General features: G+C 71.8%; 14 protein-coding genes. 6 read left to right on the top strand and 8 right to left on the bottom strand.

Translation table 11 applies throughout. The features are described from left to right. Positions 1-18: 18 nt before the first annotated feature. The 6 genes from ACNTMW_RS02125 to ACNTMW_RS02100 form a co-directional block, all read right to left on the bottom strand. The gene (locus tag ACNTMW_RS02125) at positions 19-555 is read right to left on the bottom strand and encodes a hypothetical protein (RefSeq protein WP_426631579.1); all 537 of its coding nucleotides are present in this window, start codon (positions 553-555) and stop codon (positions 19-21) included. A gap of 43 nt (positions 556-598) precedes the next feature. Beyond that, positions 599-1,099, bottom strand: a complete 501-nt coding sequence (locus ACNTMW_RS02120) for a hypothetical protein (RefSeq protein ID WP_426631578.1) — start codon at positions 1,097-1,099, stop codon at positions 599-601. 92 nt (positions 1,100-1,191) lie between these two features. Then, a complete protein-coding gene (locus ACNTMW_RS02115; protein ID WP_426631577.1) occupies positions 1,192-1,464 on the bottom strand; it encodes a hypothetical protein in 273 nt (90 codons plus the stop codon). A 108-nt stretch (positions 1,465-1,572) separates the two neighbouring features. Next, complete coding sequence (locus ACNTMW_RS02110; protein WP_426631576.1) at positions 1,573-4,344, bottom strand: helix-turn-helix transcriptional regulator; 2,772 nt, start codon at positions 4,342-4,344, stop codon at positions 1,573-1,575. A gap of 94 nt (positions 4,345-4,438) precedes the next feature. Continuing rightward, complete coding sequence (locus ACNTMW_RS02105; protein ID WP_426631575.1) at positions 4,439-5,470, bottom strand: acetylxylan esterase; 1,032 nt, start codon at positions 5,468-5,470, stop codon at positions 4,439-4,441. A 24-nt stretch (positions 5,471-5,494) separates the two neighbouring features. Then, on the bottom strand, positions 5,495-6,502 hold the full coding sequence (locus tag ACNTMW_RS02100) for a LacI family DNA-binding transcriptional regulator (RefSeq protein ID WP_426631574.1): 1,008 nt from the start codon (positions 6,500-6,502) through the stop codon (positions 5,495-5,497). 358 nt (positions 6,503-6,860) lie between these two features. Between ACNTMW_RS02100 and ACNTMW_RS02095 the strand changes: the two genes are divergently transcribed. The 6 genes from ACNTMW_RS02095 (at position 6,861) to ACNTMW_RS02070 (ending at position 14,806) form a co-directional block, all read left to right on the top strand. Next, positions 6,861-7,853: an ABC transporter permease gene (locus ACNTMW_RS02095; protein WP_426631573.1), complete on the top strand. Its 993-nt coding sequence runs from the start codon at positions 6,861-6,863 to the stop codon at positions 7,851-7,853. Beyond that, entirely contained in the window at positions 7,850-8,785 is a 936-nt protein-coding gene (locus ACNTMW_RS02090) for a carbohydrate ABC transporter permease (RefSeq protein ID WP_426631572.1), read from the top strand. The genes ACNTMW_RS02095 and ACNTMW_RS02090 overlap by 4 nt, the downstream gene beginning before the upstream one ends. A gap of 54 nt (positions 8,786-8,839) precedes the next feature. After that, the gene (locus ACNTMW_RS02085; protein WP_426631571.1) at positions 8,840-10,483 is read left to right on the top strand and encodes an ABC transporter substrate-binding protein; all 1,644 of its coding nucleotides are present in this window, start codon (positions 8,840-8,842) and stop codon (positions 10,481-10,483) included. A 68-nt stretch (positions 10,484-10,551) separates the two neighbouring features. Then, positions 10,552-12,105, top strand: a complete 1,554-nt coding sequence (locus ACNTMW_RS02080) for a GH39 family glycosyl hydrolase (protein WP_426631570.1) — start codon at positions 10,552-10,554, stop codon at positions 12,103-12,105. Next, a complete protein-coding gene (locus ACNTMW_RS02075; RefSeq protein ID WP_426631569.1) occupies positions 12,102-12,794 on the top strand; it encodes a hypothetical protein in 693 nt (230 codons plus the stop codon). The genes ACNTMW_RS02080 and ACNTMW_RS02075 overlap by 4 nt, the downstream gene beginning before the upstream one ends. Next, complete coding sequence (locus ACNTMW_RS02070) at positions 12,791-14,806, top strand: beta-galactosidase (RefSeq protein ID WP_426631568.1); 2,016 nt, start codon at positions 12,791-12,793, stop codon at positions 14,804-14,806. The genes ACNTMW_RS02075 and ACNTMW_RS02070 overlap by 4 nt, the downstream gene beginning before the upstream one ends. Here ACNTMW_RS02070 and ACNTMW_RS02065 read toward each other — a convergent pair. Beyond that, complete coding sequence (locus ACNTMW_RS02065) at positions 14,800-16,920, bottom strand: alpha-glucuronidase (RefSeq protein ID WP_426631567.1); 2,121 nt, start codon at positions 16,918-16,920, stop codon at positions 14,800-14,802. The genes ACNTMW_RS02070 and ACNTMW_RS02065 overlap by 7 nt on opposite strands. A 139-nt stretch (positions 16,921-17,059) precedes the next feature. After that, positions 17,060-17,989: an ABC transporter substrate-binding protein gene (locus tag ACNTMW_RS02060; protein WP_426631566.1), complete on the bottom strand. Its 930-nt coding sequence runs from the start codon at positions 17,987-17,989 to the stop codon at positions 17,060-17,062. Between the last annotated feature and the right edge of the window lies 1 nt (position 17,990).

Genomic DNA, 17,990 nt, shown 5'->3' with positions numbered 1-17,990 from the left:
CACGAACGGGGATCCGGCTCAGATCCGGGCGGCTACGGTACGGGCCAGTTCCTCCAGCGGCTTCCGGTTCTCCGCCGGGTCGTTGAGCCGGGTGAGCCGGATCGAGACCCACAGACCGGACTTGTTGACGAAGACCGTTCCGTCCTCGGCGTAGGCCTCGTCACCGACGCCGGACAGGGGTCTCAGATCGTGCCCCAGGTCGCGGTCGATGTCGAGGAACTTCTTCGCGCCATCCCCGACGAACACCTCCACCTGCGCCGTCGGCCCGGACACCGGCCCGGTGTAGGTGCACGTCTCCCGCACCGGCTTCGCGTCGTCGAGCGGCGTGCCGGCCAGCTTCTCGGCCTCCGGTCTGGTCACGAGCGCGCAGGGATCCACGCGCGCCCGGCTCGGCGCGGTGGTGACCTCCGCGTTCGCCGGGTCCAGGGTGGCCGTGCCGGCTGCCGGCCCGGCGGCGGCCGGCGGCTGCGGAGCGGATCGACCGCACCCCGGCAGCACGGTGACCGCGAGCAGGGTCAGCCCCCACACCGCCGGGCGCGCACCGATTCGTCGCATCACAGTAGATCTCCTTGTCGTCCGGGCAGGCGGGCTACGGTCGTCAGGGCACGATCGTGTCGAGGAGTTTGCGCATGGTCTGTTCGTACGTCGTGGCGTCGAAGCCGATGAAGCTGCTCAGGTTCACCGTGTAGCTGCCGGCCTTGGTCACGACCGCGGCCTCGGCCCCGGTGTCCTTCACGGCGAAGTACGCCATGTCGCCCTTGTCGAGCTTCTTGACCTGGCGGTACGTCTGCTCCGCGTAGGTGCGCTGGCCGTCGAAGGTCGTCTTACCGGCGAACTCCGAGGCCGTGACGATCGTGACCATGGCGACGCCGTTGTTGAACGAGCAGTTCCCCGTGTCCGGCAGCTCGCGTCCGACGATCTCGGCGACCTGTGCCGCGGTGAGGGGACATGCCGGCCTGGTGACGTTTCCCGTGACGGCGGGCACGGCGTCGCCCCCGTCGTCGGAGGCCGAGCCGGACCCCGACCCGGCCGTCTGTCCGGCGCAACCCGCCGGTACGAGCAGGATCAATCCCAGAACAGGTGCGATCAGACGTCGCATTGCTTCTTCTCCTACGCTTCGGGCGTTGTGCGCCGCTTCGGGTGTTCTTCGCTGCGTGGGGTGGACCCCGGGTCGGTTGCGCCGCGGGCCGCTCAGCACCGGCCCCGGCTCACCGGTGGTGAGCCCTGCGGCCGGATCCAGTTCGCCGGGCTGAGGCGGTCCACGCGCCAGCCCGCGGTGGCGGCAGCGGCGGCGACGGTCTCCGCGTCGGGCCCTTCGACCAGGGCGAGCACCACGTCGTCGGCGGGCAGGTGGACCACGACGACCAGTCGGGTGTCCGCCGTGGTGAGCGGTGGCACCGGGCCGGGGACGGCCCCGGTTCCCGAGCGGTCGTAACTCTCCAGCGCGAACAGGTGGTGCGGCATACGACGACGCTATGGCCGAGCCGCCGCCGAGGAATCAGGCGTTTCCCTATCCATTGGCCGGGGGAGGGGTGCCCGCCGCCGATCGGCCGGGGGAAAGGCGGCCGCCGCCTACCGGCCGGCCGGGGGCAGCGGGGCCATCGCCGTCCCGAGTTCGGCACGGCGGGAGATGCCCAGCTTCCGGTAGACCCGCGCCAGGTTGGCCTCGACGGTCTTCGGGCTGATGAACAGCGCATCGGCGATCGCCTGGTTGGTGCGACCCTGCGCCGCGAGCCGCGCGACCCGCTCCTCGGTGGCGGTCAGGTCCGTCGGCGCCGGTGGACGGCCGCCGATCCGGGTCAGCTCCGTGCGAGCCCGCTCGGCGAAGGCCACCGCGCCCATCGCGGCGAACTCGGCGGCGGCGGCGCTGAGCGCCTCGCGCGCCTGGCGCTTGCGCCTGGCACGGCGATGTGCCAGCCCGGCCACCAGCAGGCAGCGGGCGCGATCGAAGGGCAGGACGTCCTCGGGTACCGCCGCCCGGGCCGCGGCCAGCTCCGCCAGCGCGGGCGACGGGTCGACGCCCCGCGCGCCGTCCAGCAGCACGCGGCTGCGGGCCAGGCCCAGCGTGGTCCACGGCCGCGGCAGCCGCGCATGCCGGTCGGCCAGCAGCTCCATCGCCGCTCCAGCCGTGTCGAGGTCGCCGGCGCCGACGCACGCCTCGATCCAGTCGGGCTCGACGCGCAGCCCCAGTGGGATGACGATGCCCGCGTCGTCCAGGGTCCGGACGAGCTGGCCATAGCTGGCCGCGGCGTCGCGCATCCGGCCCGCGGACAGCGCGACGAATCCGGCGAGCTGCAGGTGGAGCCGCTGGGACCAGACGTCCCCGGACTCGTTCGCGCGCTTCAGGCCGGCCTCGGCCACCAGTCCCGCCCCGGTGAGCCTTCCCCGGTACGCGTCGAGCAGCCCGGCCATCCAGGTCTCGCCGACCAGGCCCGTGCCGAGCTGCTCGCCGAGTTCGCGGGCCGCGGTGATGTGCACCTCGGCGTCGGACCACCGGCCGGCGAGCAGTTCGGTCTCGCCGAGGTGGCTGAGCAGTTCGTGCTGCGACGGCTCGTCACCGCGGATCGTCGCGTGGTCCAACATCCGGCACAGTCTGGCCCGCGCCCGGTCGTGCTCGTCGATCGCCTTCCACCAGACCGCGGGCACCGTGCCGGCCAGCCACAGCGGTACGTCGCCCTCGAGCGCCAGCGCCCGGTCCAGCAGTTCGGTCCGGACCGGCAGGCCCGCGCGTACCTCGTGCAGGAACAGCAGCAGCAGTGCGGCGGACAGCAGCGCGCGGTCGCCGGTGCTGTCGGCGAGCAGGACCCGGGCGGCCTCGGCGTGCTGCCGGGCCTGCTCCGGGGAGTCGTGGAACAGCGCCAGGTGGGCGTGGATGCGTCCGGCCAGGGGCGTGTCGGCGCGGGCCGCGGCCAGCCCGCGCGCCGCGGCTGGCCCGGCGGTGCCGAGATCGTCGGCGCTCCAGGCCACCACCGCGCGCAGCAGGAGCGCTTCCGCCCGCAGGTCTCCGGTCGTCTCGGTCGCCACGGTGTCGGCCGCCGCGCCGGCGGCCGCGTAGTCCCCGCTGTCGTACCGGCAGCGGGCCGCCGCCAGCCGGCGCCGGCCGCGGTCAGCGACGTCCGCCGGCGGAGTGAGGTCGGCGGCCCGTTCGTAGAGCCCGGCGGCGAAGTCCGGGGCGCCCCGCGACCGCTGCCGCTCGGCCGCGTCGGCCAGCTCACCGGCGATCACCGCATCGGCCTCGACCGCGCACCGTGCGAGGTGGCGCGCGCGTTCGTCGGGGTCGGAGACGGCATCGGCCAAGGTGCGGTGCAGCCGGCGGCGTACCCCGGGCGGGATGCCGGCCCGGACCGCGGCGGCATGGACGGGGTGGGCGAACTCGACGCCCGTCGGCGTCACGGCGAGCAGGCCGGCCTCCTCGGCGGGCTCCAGCACCGCGGGCGGCACACCGGCGGCCGCGAGATCGCCGATGGCCGGCACGGTCAGCAACGCCGCCAGCCGTACCGCGTCCCGGCTGGCGGTCGGTAGTGCCGCCAGCGCGTCGGCGAGCAGTTGCTGCATCGACGACGCGACCGGGAGGTCCTCGCCCGGCAACGGCGGCTGCGGCAGTCGCAGCACCGCCCGCGCCAGTTCGATCGCCATCAGCGGATTGCCGGCAGCGTCGCGGGCAACCCGGGCGAGCAGCGGCCGGCTCAGCGTGGTGCCCAGCTGCGCCCGCAGGATGTGGTGCAGCGCCCCCACCCCCAGCGGGGCCAGTTCGATCCGGCTCAGCCGGCCGCTGGCCGGCCCCTCGTCGAGCCCCAGCGGGACCGTCACCGGCTCCGACCCGTTCGTCCGGCAGGTGACCAGCATGGCGAGCCGCGGCGCGACCCGGCGCAGCGCGAACCGCAGCGCCCGCTCGCTCGGTGGGTCCAGCCAGGGCGCGTCGTCCACCGCGACCAGCACCGGGGTGTCGGCCGCGCGGGACACCGCGGTCTCCAGCAGCGTGCGGGTGGCGGCACCGACCGCCCGGTCGTCGACGGTCTCGTCCGATTCCGACGACAGCAGCACGACCTCGGCCGCCACGCGCTGTGGCCGCGGCAGGCCGGCCACCTCGGCGGTCAGCGGGCGCAGCAGATCGGCCAGCGCCGCGAACGGCAGGCCGGCCTCCGGTTCGGTCGGCGCGCAGCTCAACACCAGCCAGCCGGCCCGCTCGGCCTCGGCCACCAGCGCCCGCCACACGGCCGTCTTGCCGATCCCGGCCGGACCGTGGACGAGGACCGACGCCGACGGGCCGAGCGCCCGCCGGGCCTGGTCGAGGACGGCGTCCCGACCGACCGCCGGGGTGCCCACGGCGCGCTGACGGTTCACGGGCTCACCGTACCGTGACCCGTCGCCCGCTCTTGGGTCCGTTGTGCGGTCGATCGCCTCGGCGCGTTCCCGCCGAGGCCGTGCCGCCCGGCTGTCAGGTCGACGACAGCTGGCCGGAGGTCGATGCGGTCGCCGCCATCCCCATCCGGTCGCTCAGCCACCGCAGTTGCCGCCGGATGTGGACGGCTTCTCCGCCTTCGTGGTTGTTGAACGGGTAGGCGTGGATGGTCCGGTCCGGCGTCGGCCGGCCGGTGGCGGCGCCGTACTGGTTGTAGGCGGCGTACACGGTGCTCGGCGGGCAGACGATGTCACGCAGGCCGACCCCGAAGTGCGCGGGCGCGGTCGCCCGGCGGGCGAAGGCCACGCCGTCCACGTAGGACAGTGTGTGGCGCGCCGCGTCCTCCGCCTCCCGGTGGACGGCCAGGTAGGTCACGATCTCGCCGTACGGCGCGACGTCGGTGATCTCGATGGCGCGCTGGATGTGGCAGAGGAACGGCGCCGTGGTGAGCAGCGCGGCCAGATCCGGCACCAGCCCCGCCACCGCGAGGGCGAGCCCGCCGCCCTGGCTGTTGCCGGCGGCGGCGACCCGCGCGGGGTCGACGCCCGGCAGGGAGCGGACCGCCTCGATCGCGCGGACGGCGTCGGTGACGAGCCGGCGGTAGTAGTAGTCCCGTGGCGCCAGGATGCCCCGGGTGACCGGTCCCGGGCCGCCGAGGGCGGCGCCGTGCGGGTCGGGGGTGTCGCCGCCGGTGCCGTACTGACCGCCCTGCCCCCGGCTGTCCATGAGCAGGTGCGCGTAGCCGGCCACGGACCAGGTCAGCCGCTCGTGCGGGAGGCCCCGGCCGCGCCCGTAGCCGAGGTACTCCACGACGGCGGGCAGCGGGGCGTCCACGTCTGCGGGGCGGGTGTACCAGGCCCGGACCGGGTCGCCGCCGAAGCCGGCGAACGTGACGTCCCAGGATTCGACCAGGCGCAGTCCGGTCGGCACGGGTCGGATGTCGACGATCACCGGCGCGGTGGCGGCCTCGTCCAGGGTCGCGCGCCAGAACGCGTCGAAGTCGGCGGGTTCGCGCACCGCGGGGGCGTACCGCTCCAACTGGTCGAGCGGCAGGTCGAACAGGGCCACGGGATCCTCTCAGGGCTCGGATGCTCAGGGGCGGTGGCGGTACGCGGGAGGCCCGGTGCTCTCCCGCACGATCAGTTCGGTGACCAGATCGATCCGGCTCGTCGGTGGCTCGACGCCCCGGGCCAGGTCGAGCAGCATCCGGGTGGCGGTGTCGGCCATGTCGCGCAGCGGCTGGTCGACCGTGGTGAGGGCGGGGCTGGTCCAGGCGGCCACCGGCAGGTTGTCGTAGCCGATCACCGACAGGTCCGCGGGTACGTCCAGGCCGAGCTGCCGTGCCGCGCGCAGGACGCCCATGGCCTGCATGTCCGACCCGGCGAAGATCGCCGTGGGGCGGTCGGCGCGGGTCAGCAGCTCCATCCCGTGCGCGTACCCGGCGTCGACGTAGAAGTTGCCGTACCGGATCAGGTCGGCGGCGACCGTGAGCCCGACCTCGTCGTGGGCGAACCGGAAGCCGGCGAGCCGGGCCCGGCTGCACAGGACGTCCTCGGGGCCGGAGATGATGGCGATCCGGCGGTGGCCCAGCTCCAGGAGATGACGGGCGGCGAGCAGGCCGCCGTTCCAGTTGTTCGAGCCCACGGTGGGCACCGATGCGGACGTGGCGCTGTCGGTGTCGATGACGACGAACGGGATGCGCTGGCGCCGGAGCCGCTGCCGCTGGGGCTGCGTCAGGTTGCACAGGACGAGCAGCACGCCGAGGGGGCGGCGGGCGAGCACGCCGTCCAGCCACGGCGACGGGGGACGGTGTTCGCCGTTCAGCTGGGACAGCACCACGCCGACCTTCGCGGCGGCCGTTACGGCTTCGACGCTACGGATGATCTCCATTGCCCATGCCGAGTCGAACTCGTGGAATACCAGGTCGAGGTGCGCGGTGTCGGTCGGTTGCCGCTTCGGGCGGCGCCGGTACCGGTGCCGTTCGAGGCTGGCCTCGACGCGCGCCCTGGTCTCGGGCGCGACGTCCGACCGTCCGTTGAGGACCTTGGAGACCGTCGTCACGGACACCCCGACCTCGTCGGCGATGGTCGCGATCGTCACGGGGCCGGATCCGGCGACCGGACGGGAACGTGTCATCGAAATCTCGCACAGGGTGACCGGAAGTTTCGGCGTGACTCTAGCACGACGACTATCGATAGATGCTACTTCCCGGCGCGCGAGATTCACGCCCGCCCGCTGCGTCGTATGGACACTGTGGAGTTTTGCCACCGTGTGCCGAGGCTCAGTGACCCTTGACACACATCGATGAAGAGCCTAAATTTCGGCCAGATATACCGCCGTTGTTTCGGAAATTTTCGGTGACTGGTCGCCGCGGCGCCACCGGCTGGCCGGGACGTGCGACGCCCGCACCGGGGCCGAGGAGAGCGATGGGACGTCAGGTGCCGGGGGAGGGTCCAGGATGAGCGCACCGACGACGTCGTACCCCCCGACTGACGCGCAGCGCGTCCCGCGGGCGGAGCCGGGCACCACCGGCCGATCCCGCCCGTACCGACGCCCCTGGCGTCAGGCGCTGCGCCGGGACTGGCAGCTCTACTCGCTGGCGATCCTGCCGCTGCTGTTCTTCGCGATCTTCAGGTACCTGCCGATGATCGGCAACGTGATCGCCTTCCGGCGGTTCCGGCCCGGCGGCAGCGTGTTCGGCGAGTACTGGGTGGGCCTGCGGTACGTGCGGCTGTTCCTGGCCGACCCGACGTTCTGGCACGTGTTCACCAACACGCTGATCCTGGGCGCGCTGACCCTGCTGTTCTGCTTCCCGCTGCCGGTCGTGCTCGCGCTGCTGCTCAACGAGGTCCGCACCCGCGTCCTCAGACGGTTCGTGCAGTCCGTGTCGTACCTGCCGCACTTCCTGTCGATCGTGATCGTGGCCGGCATGATCGCGCAGTTGCTGTCGGCCGACGGGGCGGTCAACCAGATGCTGCGCTCCCTCGGCGGGGAGCCGGTCCAGTTCCTGCAGCGGTCGGACTGGTTCCGCACGATCTACGTCTCGTCCGAGGTGTGGCAGACCGTCGGCTGGGGCACGATCCTCTACCTGGCCGCGCTCACGACGGTCGACGAGAACCTGTACGAGGCGGCCCGCATCGACGGCGCCAACCGGTGGCGCCAGATCTGGCACGTCACGCTGCCCGGCATCCGCCCGACGATGGTGACGCTGCTGATCCTCAACCTCGGCACCTTCATGGCGGTCGGCTTCGAGAAGATCCTGCTGCTGTACAACCCGTTGACGTACCCGACGGCCGACGTGATCTCCACGTACCTGTTCCGGGTGGGCATCGTCTCCGGCAACCTCAGCTACGCCGCGGCGATCGGCCTGTTCGAGTCCGTGATCGGGCTGACGCTGGTGCTGTCGGCCAACGCCATCTCCCGTCGCACGGTGGGGACGAGCCTGTGGTGACGATCGCCGACCCGACCGGTCCGTCCGCACCGCGGGCCCCTCGGCCGCGGGGACCCCGCGACAGCCGGGGCTACCGGGTCTTCCGGGTGGTCAACGCGGTCATCCTGGCCGGCATCGTGGTCGTGACGCTGTACCCGTTCGTCAACGTCGTCGCCCGCTCGTTCAGCGACAACGCGTCCATCGTCGCGGGGAAGGTCAACCTTGTCCCGCGCGGGTTCAACCTCACCGCGTACAAACTGGTGATGTCCGACCCGCTGTTCTGGACGAACTACCGCAACACCGTGGTGTACACGGTGGTCTCCACCGCCGTCTCGGTCGTGCTGACCACCTGCTACGCCTACGTCCTGTCCAAGCGGCACCTCAAGGGCCGCACCGTCCTGGTCGGCGTCGCGGTCTTCACCATGTTCTTCACCGGTGGTCTGATCCCCAACTACGTCCTGGTCACCAGCCTCGGGCTGAAGAACACCATCGGGGCCATCGCCCTGCCCAACGCCATCAACGTCTTCAACCTCCTGGTGATGAAGGCGTTCTTCGAGAGCCTGCCGGTCGAACTGGAGGAGGCCGCCGCCGTCGACGGGCTGAACACCTACGGGATCCTGCTGCGGATCGTGCTGCCGCTGTCGAAGGCGATCGTCGCCACGATGGTGCTGTTCTACGCCGTCTCGTTCTGGAACTCCTGGTTCGCCGCCTTCCTCTACATGGACCGGCAGGAGCTGTTCCCGGTCACCGTCTACCTGCGCAACCTCATCGCGGGCGCCACCGACGCCACCTCCACCGGCGGTGGCCTCAACAGCGGCGCCGACGTGGTGCAGTCCGCCGCCACCATCCAGTCCGTGACGATCGTGCTCACGGTCCTGCCCATCCTGGCGGTCTACCCCTTCATCCAGCGGTACTTCGTCTCCGGGGTCATGCTCGGCGCGGTCAAGGGATAGCTCCGCCCACCGGTCCAGGCGCTTTCACGACACCCCACCCGAAAGGAAGCCCCCATGGTCCAGTTATCCCGGCGCCAGGTGCTCCTCGCCGCCGGTGCGGCCGCCACCGTCTCCCTCGCCGGCTGCGGCGACGGCGGAGACGAGAAGAAAGACCAGAACCTGTCCGGCAACCGTTCCGGTGCCATGGACAAGGACGGCGTCGGCGACCAGTTCACGGCCACCGCGCCGCTGTCGTTCTCGATCCTGTACAACAACCACCCGAACTATCCGCTCCGCAACGACTGGCTGTTCTGGTCCGAGCTGACCAAACGGACCCAGGTCACGCTCCAGCCGGTCGCCGTGCCGTTGAGTGACTACGAGCAGAAGCGCAGCGTCCTGATCGGAGCAGGCGACGCCCCGCTCATCATCCCGAAGACCTACCACCCGTCCGAGAACGCGTTCGTCTCCTCCGGCGCGATCCTTCCGGTCAGCGACTACCTCGACCTGATGCCGAACTTCAAGGACAAGATCTCCAAGTGGAAGCTCCAGCCGGAGATCGACACGCTCCGGCAGGAGGACGGCAAGTTCTACCTGCTGCCGGGGCTGCACGAGAAGCCCTGGCACGACTACTCCCTCGCGGTCCGCACCGACATCCTCGAGCAGCTCAACCTCACGGCCCCGAGGACCTGGGACGACGTGTACACGATGCTCAAGGCGATGAAGGCGGCGCACCCGGACACCTACCCGTTCTCCGAACGGTTCAACAAGCCCAACCCGGGCGGCAACCTGCTGAACATCCTCGCCGCGTCCTACGGGCTGGCCGGCGCCGGCTGGAACTTCCAGCACGTCAGCTGGGACGACAAGGCGAAGAAGTTCGTCTACACCTACGCGTCGGTGCAGTATCGGCAGCTGCTGGAGTACCTGCACAAGCTGGTGGCCGAGGGGCTGTTCGACCCGGAAGGCTTCACCCAGACCGACGACGCCGCGCGCCAGAAGCTCGCCAGCGGCAAGTCGTTCGTGATCAGCGCCAACGCGCAGAGCGTCGTCAACGACTACCGGCCGGACCTGGCGAAGACCATCCCGAACGCGAAGATCGCCAAGATCCCGCTGCCGATCGGGCTGGCGGGGCCGATCAACCCCGCCAGCCGGCTCGAGAACGGCGTCATGATCTCGAAGAAGGCCCGCGACAGCAAGAACTTCGTGGCCATGATGCAGTTCGTCGACTGGTTGTACTACTCCGACGCCGGCCAGGAGTTCGCCAAGTGGGGCGTCGAATCGACCACGTACACCAAGGACGCCTCCGGCAAGCGCACCCTGGCCCCCGACGTCAACGTCCTCGGGCTCAACCCCGCGGGCACCAAGCACCTGCAGAAGGACTTCGGCTTCTACAACGGCGTGTTCGCCTACGGCGGCCGGCTGGAACTGGTCCAGTCCTTCTTCTCCGCGGAGGAGATGGAGTTCCAGAAGGAGATGAACAGCCGGAAGAACATTCCGGTGGCACCGCCGTTCCCGTTCACGGATTCCGAGCGTGAACAGGCAACACTGTGGGAGACGCCGCTGAAGGACTACGTCACCCAGATGACGCTGAAGTTCGTCCTCGGCCAGCGGCCGCTGAGCGAGTGGGACGCCTACGTCACCGAGCTCAAGGGCAAGAACATGACGCAGTACATGGACCTGGTCGCCAAGGCGTACGACCGCTACAAGAAGAACCACGGCTGACCGACCAGCCGTCGACCGCGTCCGGCCACGCCCCGGCGGGGGGTGTGGCCGGCCGACAGGTAGAGGACATGATGATGCGCATCGTCGTTCCCGATCATCCGTCCGGCCGGCTGACCGACGCGTGGCGTTTCTGCGTCGGCACCGGCCGGTTCGAGCTGGCCCTGCGACGCGACTATCAGGACTCGCTGGCGCTGATCCAGCGGGAGATCGGCTTCCGGCACATCCGCGGCCACGGGCTGCTCTCCGACGGGGTCGGCATCCACCGGCCGTACTCCTACCGGGGCACCCGGCACGTCCGGCACGCGTTCACGTACGTCGACCAGGTGGTCGACGCCTACCTCGACCTCGGCATCGCGCCGTTCGTGGAGCTGGGCTTCATGCCGGCGGAACTCGCCTCCGGCGACCAGACCGTGTTCTGGTGGGGCGGCAACGTCACCCCGCCGCGGTCCTGGTCCGAGTGGGCGGATCTGGTGCGGTCCACGGTCGCTCACCTCGTCGACCGGTACGGCATCGACCAGGTGCGGCACTGGCCGATCGAGGTGTGGAACGAGCCCAACCTCAAGGAGTTCTGGCGGGACGCCGACCAGGACGCCTACCACCGGCTGTACGAGGTGACCGCGCACGCCGTCAAGGAGGTGGACGCCGAACTCCAGGTCGGCGGCCCGGCGTTGTCGCCCGGCGCGGACGAGTGGTGGCTGCCGTTCGCCGAGTTCGTCACCGCCCGCTCCGTGCCGGTCGACTTCGTCAGCCGGCACGCCTACACGTCCGGGCCCGCCCAGCACGTGCCGTTCGGCACGTACCAGACCCTGGTGCCGGCGTCCGGACTGCTGGAACAGTTCGGCAGGCCGCGGCAGCACCTGCGCGGCACCGACCTGGCCGACCTGCCGGTGCACATCACCGAGTTCAACTCCTCCTACCGGCCCGACAACCCGATCCACGACACCGCGTTCCACGCCGCCTACCTGGCCCCGGTGGTGGCCGCCGGTGGCGACCTCGTCGACTCGTTCGCGTACTGGACGTTCAGCGACATGTTCGAGGAGACGGGGGTGCCCACGTCGCTGTTCCACGGCGGCTTCGGCCTGCTGACCCACCGCCAGATCAAGAAGCCCGTCTACCACCTGTACGCCTTCATGGCGCGGATGGGGGAGGACGTCCTCGCCCGCGGGCCGGACTACCTGGTCACCCGGGACGCCGACGGGCGGGTCACCGTGCTGGCCTGGGCGCCGGTGGACGAAACCGGCCAGCGCCCGCCGGTCGACCGGCACGCCGTGTCGCTGTCGGTACCCATCGGACCCGGCGGCGCGACCTCGGCCTTCATGCTCCGCTCGGCGGTGAACGAGGAGGCGGGCAACGCCTGGACGGCCTGGTGCGAGATGGGCCGGCCCCGGTCGCCCCGACCGGGGCAGCTCGACGCGCTGCGCGAAGCGGCCGAGCCGGTGCGCAGCCACCGGAGCCTGCCGGTCGTCGCCGGGCGGGTCGATCTCGAACTCACCCTGGGCCGCCACGAGGTGACGCTGGTCGAGATCAGCGCCGTGGTCGACGAGACCCCGCCGTGGTGGGACGACGACCGACTGCTCGGCCTGCCGTCCGGCACCGGTACCGGCACCGATGAGCAGCCGTGAGCGAGCCGGTGGAGGAGCGGCGGGGACAGTTCGGCGCGGGGCCGCTGTCGCGCGCCGCGGCGCTGATCTACGCCGTGCTGGTCGTGGAGTTCCTGCTCCTGCTCACCACGCTGCCCGGGCTGATCGGGCTCGTCCTGCTCGACCGCGACGCCAGCAACGTCCCGCTGGTCGCGGTGTGCGCGCTCCCGGTCGGCCCGGCCGTCTCCGCCGCGCTGTACGCGTTCCACCGGTACCGCGGCGACCTGACCGACCTCGCGCCCGGAGTCGCGTTCTGGCGCGGGTACCGGGCCAACCTCGCGGGCGCGCTGCGGGTCTGGGTGCCCTGCCTCGCGTGGCTGGCCGTCATCGCGGTGAGTCTCGCCAACCGCGATGACGCCGGCGTCCCGGCCTGGTGGGTGGCGCTGCTGGTCGTCGTGGCCGTGGCGGTGACGGTGTGGGGTGTCAACGCCCTGGTGATCACCTCGCTGTTCGTGTTCCGGACCCGCGACGTCGCCCGCCTGGCCGCGTACTTCCTGGTGCGCACCCCGAGCGTCCCGCTGGGCAGCGCGCTGCTGCTGCTCGCGGCGGCCGGCGTCACGGCGGTCTCCTCCGAGGCGGTGCTCGCGCTGCTGGGCTCGATGCTCACCCTGGCGCTGCTGGTGACCAGCCGCCCGATGATCAACAAGATCCGTGCGGAGTTCACGGCGTGACGCTTCCCCGTACCTCGAAGCTGCCGTTCGGTGGGGACTACAACCCGGAGCAGTGGCCGCAGGCGGTCTGGGAGCAGGACTACCGGCTGTTCGACGCGGCCCGGATCGACACCGTCACGCTCGGCGTCTTCACCTGGGCGCTGACCCAGCCCGCCCCGGACGTCTACGACTTCTCGACGCTGGACCGGATCGTCGGGCGGGCCACCGCCGAGGGGCGTGCCATCTGCCTGGCGACCGGTACCGGCGCGCACCCGGCGTGGCTGGCCCGCGCGTACCCCGAGGTGACCCGGGTCGACTTCGAGGGGCGCCGGCACCGGTTCGGCCAGCGGCACAACTCCTGCCCCAGCTCGCCGGTGTACCGCCGGCTGTCGGCCGAGCTGGCCCGCCGGGTCGCGCGGCGGTACGCCGACAACCCGGCCGTCATCGCGTGGCACGTCGGCAACGAGTACGGCGGGGCCTGCTACTGCTCCCGGTGCGCCGCGGGCTTCCGCGACTGGCTGCGCGCCCGGTACGGCAGCCTGGAGGCGCTCAACGCGGCCTGGTACACGACCTTCTGGTCGCACACCTTCACCGACTGGGAGGAGATCGAGCCGCCGTCGGCGCTGACCGAGCACTGGCGCGGGCCGGACCACACCGCCTTCCAGGGGATCACCCTGGACTACCTGCGGTTCATGTCGGACGCGATGCTCACCAACTTCCGCGACGAGAAGGCGGCGATCCGGGAGTCCAGCCCCGACACCCCGGTCACCACGAACTTCATGGGCCTGTACCGGCCGATCGACTACCACCGCTGGATGCCCCATCTGGACTTCGTCTCGTGGGACAACTACCCGCCGGACGACACCTCACAGGCGCGGATGGCGCTGACCCACGACCTGATGCGCGGGCTCGCCGACGGCCAGCCGTTCTGGCTGATGGAGCAGACGCCGAGCACCACCGCCTGCCGGGACGTCAACCCGCTCAAACGCCCCGGGATGATGCGGCTGTGGAGCTGGCAGGCGGTGGCGCACGGCGCCGACGCCGTCCTGTTCTTCCAGCTGCGGGCCGCCCGCGGTGCCTGCGAGAAGTACCACGGCGCGGTCATCGGCCACGCCGGCCGCTCGGACACCCGGGTGTTCCGCGAGGTGGCGGAGCTGGGAGCCGAGCTGGACCGGCTCGGGGGAGCGGTACTGGGTGCGCGGACCCCGGCCCGGGTGGCGCTGCTGTTCGACTGGGACAGCTGGTGGGCGCTGGAGATCTCCGACGGCCCGTCCCGGCTGGTCCGCTACCTCGACGTGGTGCTGGCGTACCACCGCGCGCTGTGGGACGCCGGCGTCGACCTCGATGTCGTACCCGTGACGGCGGACCTGTCCCGGTACGACGTCGTCGTCGCGCCGGTGCTGCACCTGGTCAAGGGTGACCTGGCCGGGCGGCTGGAGGAGGTGGCGCGGCGCGGCGGAACGGTGGTGACCACGTTCCTGTCGGGGCGGGTCGACGGCAACGACAACGCGTTCGAAATGGACGTGCCCGGCCCGCTCGGCCCGCTGACGGGGGTCCGCGTCGACGAGTGGGACGCCCGCGGCCCGGAGGTCGTCAACCGGGTCCGCCTGGGTCGTGAAGAGGTCGCGGCCCGGCTGATCTTCGAACTGGTCATCCCGCAGGGCGCCGAGGTCGTCGGCACCTACCAGGACGACTTCTACGCCGGTACGCCCGCCGTCACGCGCAACGCCTTCGGCGCCGGCCACGGCTGGTACGTCGCGGCCGGGCTGGACCAGCAGGGGGTCTCCCGGGTCGTCCGGCAGGTGCTCGACCGGCACGGCCTGGCCGGGCCGTACGCGGACGTGCCCGACCTGGAGACGGCCGTCCGGGTCACCCCGGACGGGACCCGGCTGCTGTTCCTGCTCAACCACCGCGCCGAGCCGGTCGAGGTGCCCGCCCGGGTCGACGGGGTCGACCTGCTGACCGGCGCCCGGGTCGAGAACGGCCAGCCGCTCCGGCTCGACCCGTACGGGGTGATGATCCTGCGTCAGTAGATGCGGCGGCCGTGCGCGTCCGGTACCCCGGACTTGCGGAAGAAGTAGGCGTTGATCTGGTCGCGCCACTCCTCGGCGCCGCGCACCTGCTCGTCGAGGCGTTCGGTGACGCGGGCGTGCAGGTCCGCGTCCACCAGCCCGGCGAGATCCTTCCAGCGCTCCCGTGCCTCGGCCACCCGCGCCGCCCCGGCGAAGTGGGTGTCGTAGATGTGCTGGATGACCGTCGCGCCGCTGTGCAGCACGTGGCCGTACGGGACGTGGTGGAAGAACAGCAGCAGCTCGTCCGGGCAGGTGTCGCGCGACTCGTACACGTCCGACCACGGCCGCGGGTACTGGCCGGTGAACCCGGTCCCGGTCGCGCGGGTACGGTCCACGCCGACGCCGGCACGGTCGGCGAAGTGGTAGGTGCCCCACGGGGTGTACTCGTACCCGTCCACGTCGGGTCCGTAGTGGTGCCCGGGGCGGACCATGAACCCGACGCCCAGCGGTGCGGTGTACCGCTCGTACGTCCGCCAGGAGTCGTCCATGACGGCGTGCAGCGTCCGCCGCAGCACATCGGGGTCTGCCGTCTCCGACGGTGTGAAGGTGAGGTCGATCCACTCGTCGAGGACGGCGACCGGGTCGAGCCGGGGTGCCCAGGCGAGCCGGCCGAAGGCGTACAGGTTGGCCTGCGCCAACGGGTGGCCGGTCCAGTACGGGTCGTCGCCCACGTTGGACACCGCCACCAGCGCGTCGGCGAGGTCGGCGACGCTCGGGCCGTCCACGCCCCAGGGACGGAAACCCAGCACCTCGCTCCACATCGGAGCCAGGTAGCACACGTGTCGCTGCTGGCCGGTGTACTCCTGCGTCACCTGGAACTCGACCGCCAGGCGGGTGGCCGACATGGCCGCGATCACCGGGGACACCGGTTCGCGTACCTGGAAGTCCATCGGACCGTGTTTGACCTGGAGGATCACGGTGTCGAGGAACTGCCCGTCGAGCGGGGCGAAGTGGTCGTGGGCCGCCCGGGCGCGGTCGGTCGACCGGTCGCGCCAGTCCTGGCGGTGGTTGTAGACGAACGCGCGCCAGTGCACGGTCCCGCCGAACGGCGCGAGCGCCTCGGCGAGCAGGTTCGCGCCGTCCGCGTGGCTGCGCCCGTACCCGAACGGGCCGGGCTGCCCCTCGGAGTCGGCCTTCACCACGTACCCGCCGAAGTCGGGGATGGTCTCGTACACCCGCCGGGTCGTGTCCGCCCACCACCGCCGCACGGCCCCGTCGAGCGGATCGGCGGTCGGCAGCCCGCCGAGGGCGACGGGCGAGGCGAAGCTGACCGACAGGTGCACGCGGATCCCGTACGGGCGCAGCGCGTCCGCGATCGCGGCGACGTCACCGAGCCGGTCGGTCAGCAGGTGCGCCTCGGTGGCGTGCACGTTCACGTTGTTCACCGCGACCGCGTTGATCCCGCAGGCGGCCAGCAGCCGCCCGTACGCCCGTACCCGGGCCAGGTCACCGCGCGGGCCGCCGTCGCGCCAGAAGATCGAGCCGCCCGCGTACCCGCGCTCGACCTGTCCCATCACCGGGTGCACGTCGACGTTGTCCCAGTGGTCGAGCATGCGCAGCCGGGTCGCCGGCCGGTGGCGCTCCACCGGGCGGGTGCCGGTGAACGCCGACCCGCCCAGCCGGACCACGTGGAACAGGCCGTAGAGCAACCCGGCCGGTTCGTCGGCCAGCACCACCGTGACACCCTCCCGGCGGGCCAGCACGAAACCCTCGTCGCCGAGCGCATCCGCGCGCTGGCCGGACGTCCCCTCGTCGCCGGGTACCCCCGCGCGCTGGTGCTCGGTCCGAACCGCCGCTGCCGCGGCCGGCAACGGCTCCGCCGTGGCGAGCGCCAGGACCAGGTCGAACGCCTCGCCGCCGGCGTCGGCGTGGTCCGCCGGCCGGGCGCCGGTCGACGGCGACGCCCGGTGCCGCACATCGCCGCCGTACCGGGCGCAGGCCCGCTCGACCTCGTGCCGCACCGTCTCCGCGAGGGGTCCGTCCCCGAGCACCAGGGTGCGGTGCGCGCCGACCGCCCGGAACGCCTGCGGCGGCAACCACGCCGCATGGACGTCGGTCAGCTCAGGAACGGCCACGAGACCTCCCCGGATCGGCCCCTCGCTGCATGATCCTAGGGGCCGGACCGGGTACGGCACAGGGGCGTCCCATCAACGACGGTGAGTGCGTCGAGGTGCGGCGTCACCGGTGGTGGACCGGCCGCCGCACCGTCACCGGTTACGGGGCGAGGCGGGCGGCCAGGTCGTCGAGGATCTTGCCGGCGGCGGTGACGCCGATCCCGGTCATCCAGGTCTCGTCGGGTACGACGTACGCCTTGCCGGCCTTCACCGCGCCGAGGCCCTGCCACAGCGGCCCGGCTGTGGTCTGTGCCTGCTGCGCGGCGGCCTTCTCGCCGTACGCGGCGACGAAGATGACGTCGCCGTCGACCTCCGCGACGCGTTCCGGGCTGACCCGGTCAAAGCGCCGCTCGGTCCGACCGGTGAGCAGCTGCCGGTCGGGCCGGCCGAGGCCGACGTCGGCGAGCACGATGCCGGAGAACGACTCGGGGCCGTAGACGCGGATCTCGGTCGGCATGAACCGGACGATCGACACCTTGACCTTGGCCGGGTCGCCGAGCGTGGCGCCGAGGTCCTTGGCGCGCGCGGTGTACTCGTCGAGCAGCTTCCTGGCCTCCTGCTCCTTGCCGAGGGCGGTGCCGTCGAGCAGGAAATTGGCCTTCCAGGTCTGGCCGACCTGCTCGGTGAAGACGGTCGGTGCGATCCTGCTCAGCTCGTCGTAGAACTTCTCCTGCCGGAACTTCGAGCCCAGGATCAGGTCCGGGTTCAGCCCCGCGATCGCCTCGAGGTTCGGCTCCTGCAGCGTACCGACGTCCTTCATGGACTTCGTGCGGTCGCCGAGGTAAGCCGGCCAGCCGGTCAACTGGTCGGCGCGGGCGGCGCCGACCGGCACCACGCCGAGGCTGAGCGCGGTGTCGACCTTGTCGGTGTCGAGCACCACGACCCGCGTGGGCTGGGCGGGCACCCTGGTGGTACCCATGGCGTGCGTGATCTCGCGGGTCTGCGTGGCGGCCGGGGTCTTCTCGCCTCCGCCGCCGCATCCGGCGAGCGCGGCGACGGCCGCGGCCAGCGCGACCATACGTAACCTCATG

The sequence above is a fragment of the Planosporangium spinosum genome, assembly GCF_049999945.1.
Classification (GTDB): domain Bacteria; phylum Actinomycetota; class Actinomycetes; order Mycobacteriales; family Micromonosporaceae; genus Planosporangium; species Planosporangium spinosum.
Note: the sequence above shows the minus strand (reverse complement) of the source record. Positions and strands in the feature narration are given on the sequence as shown.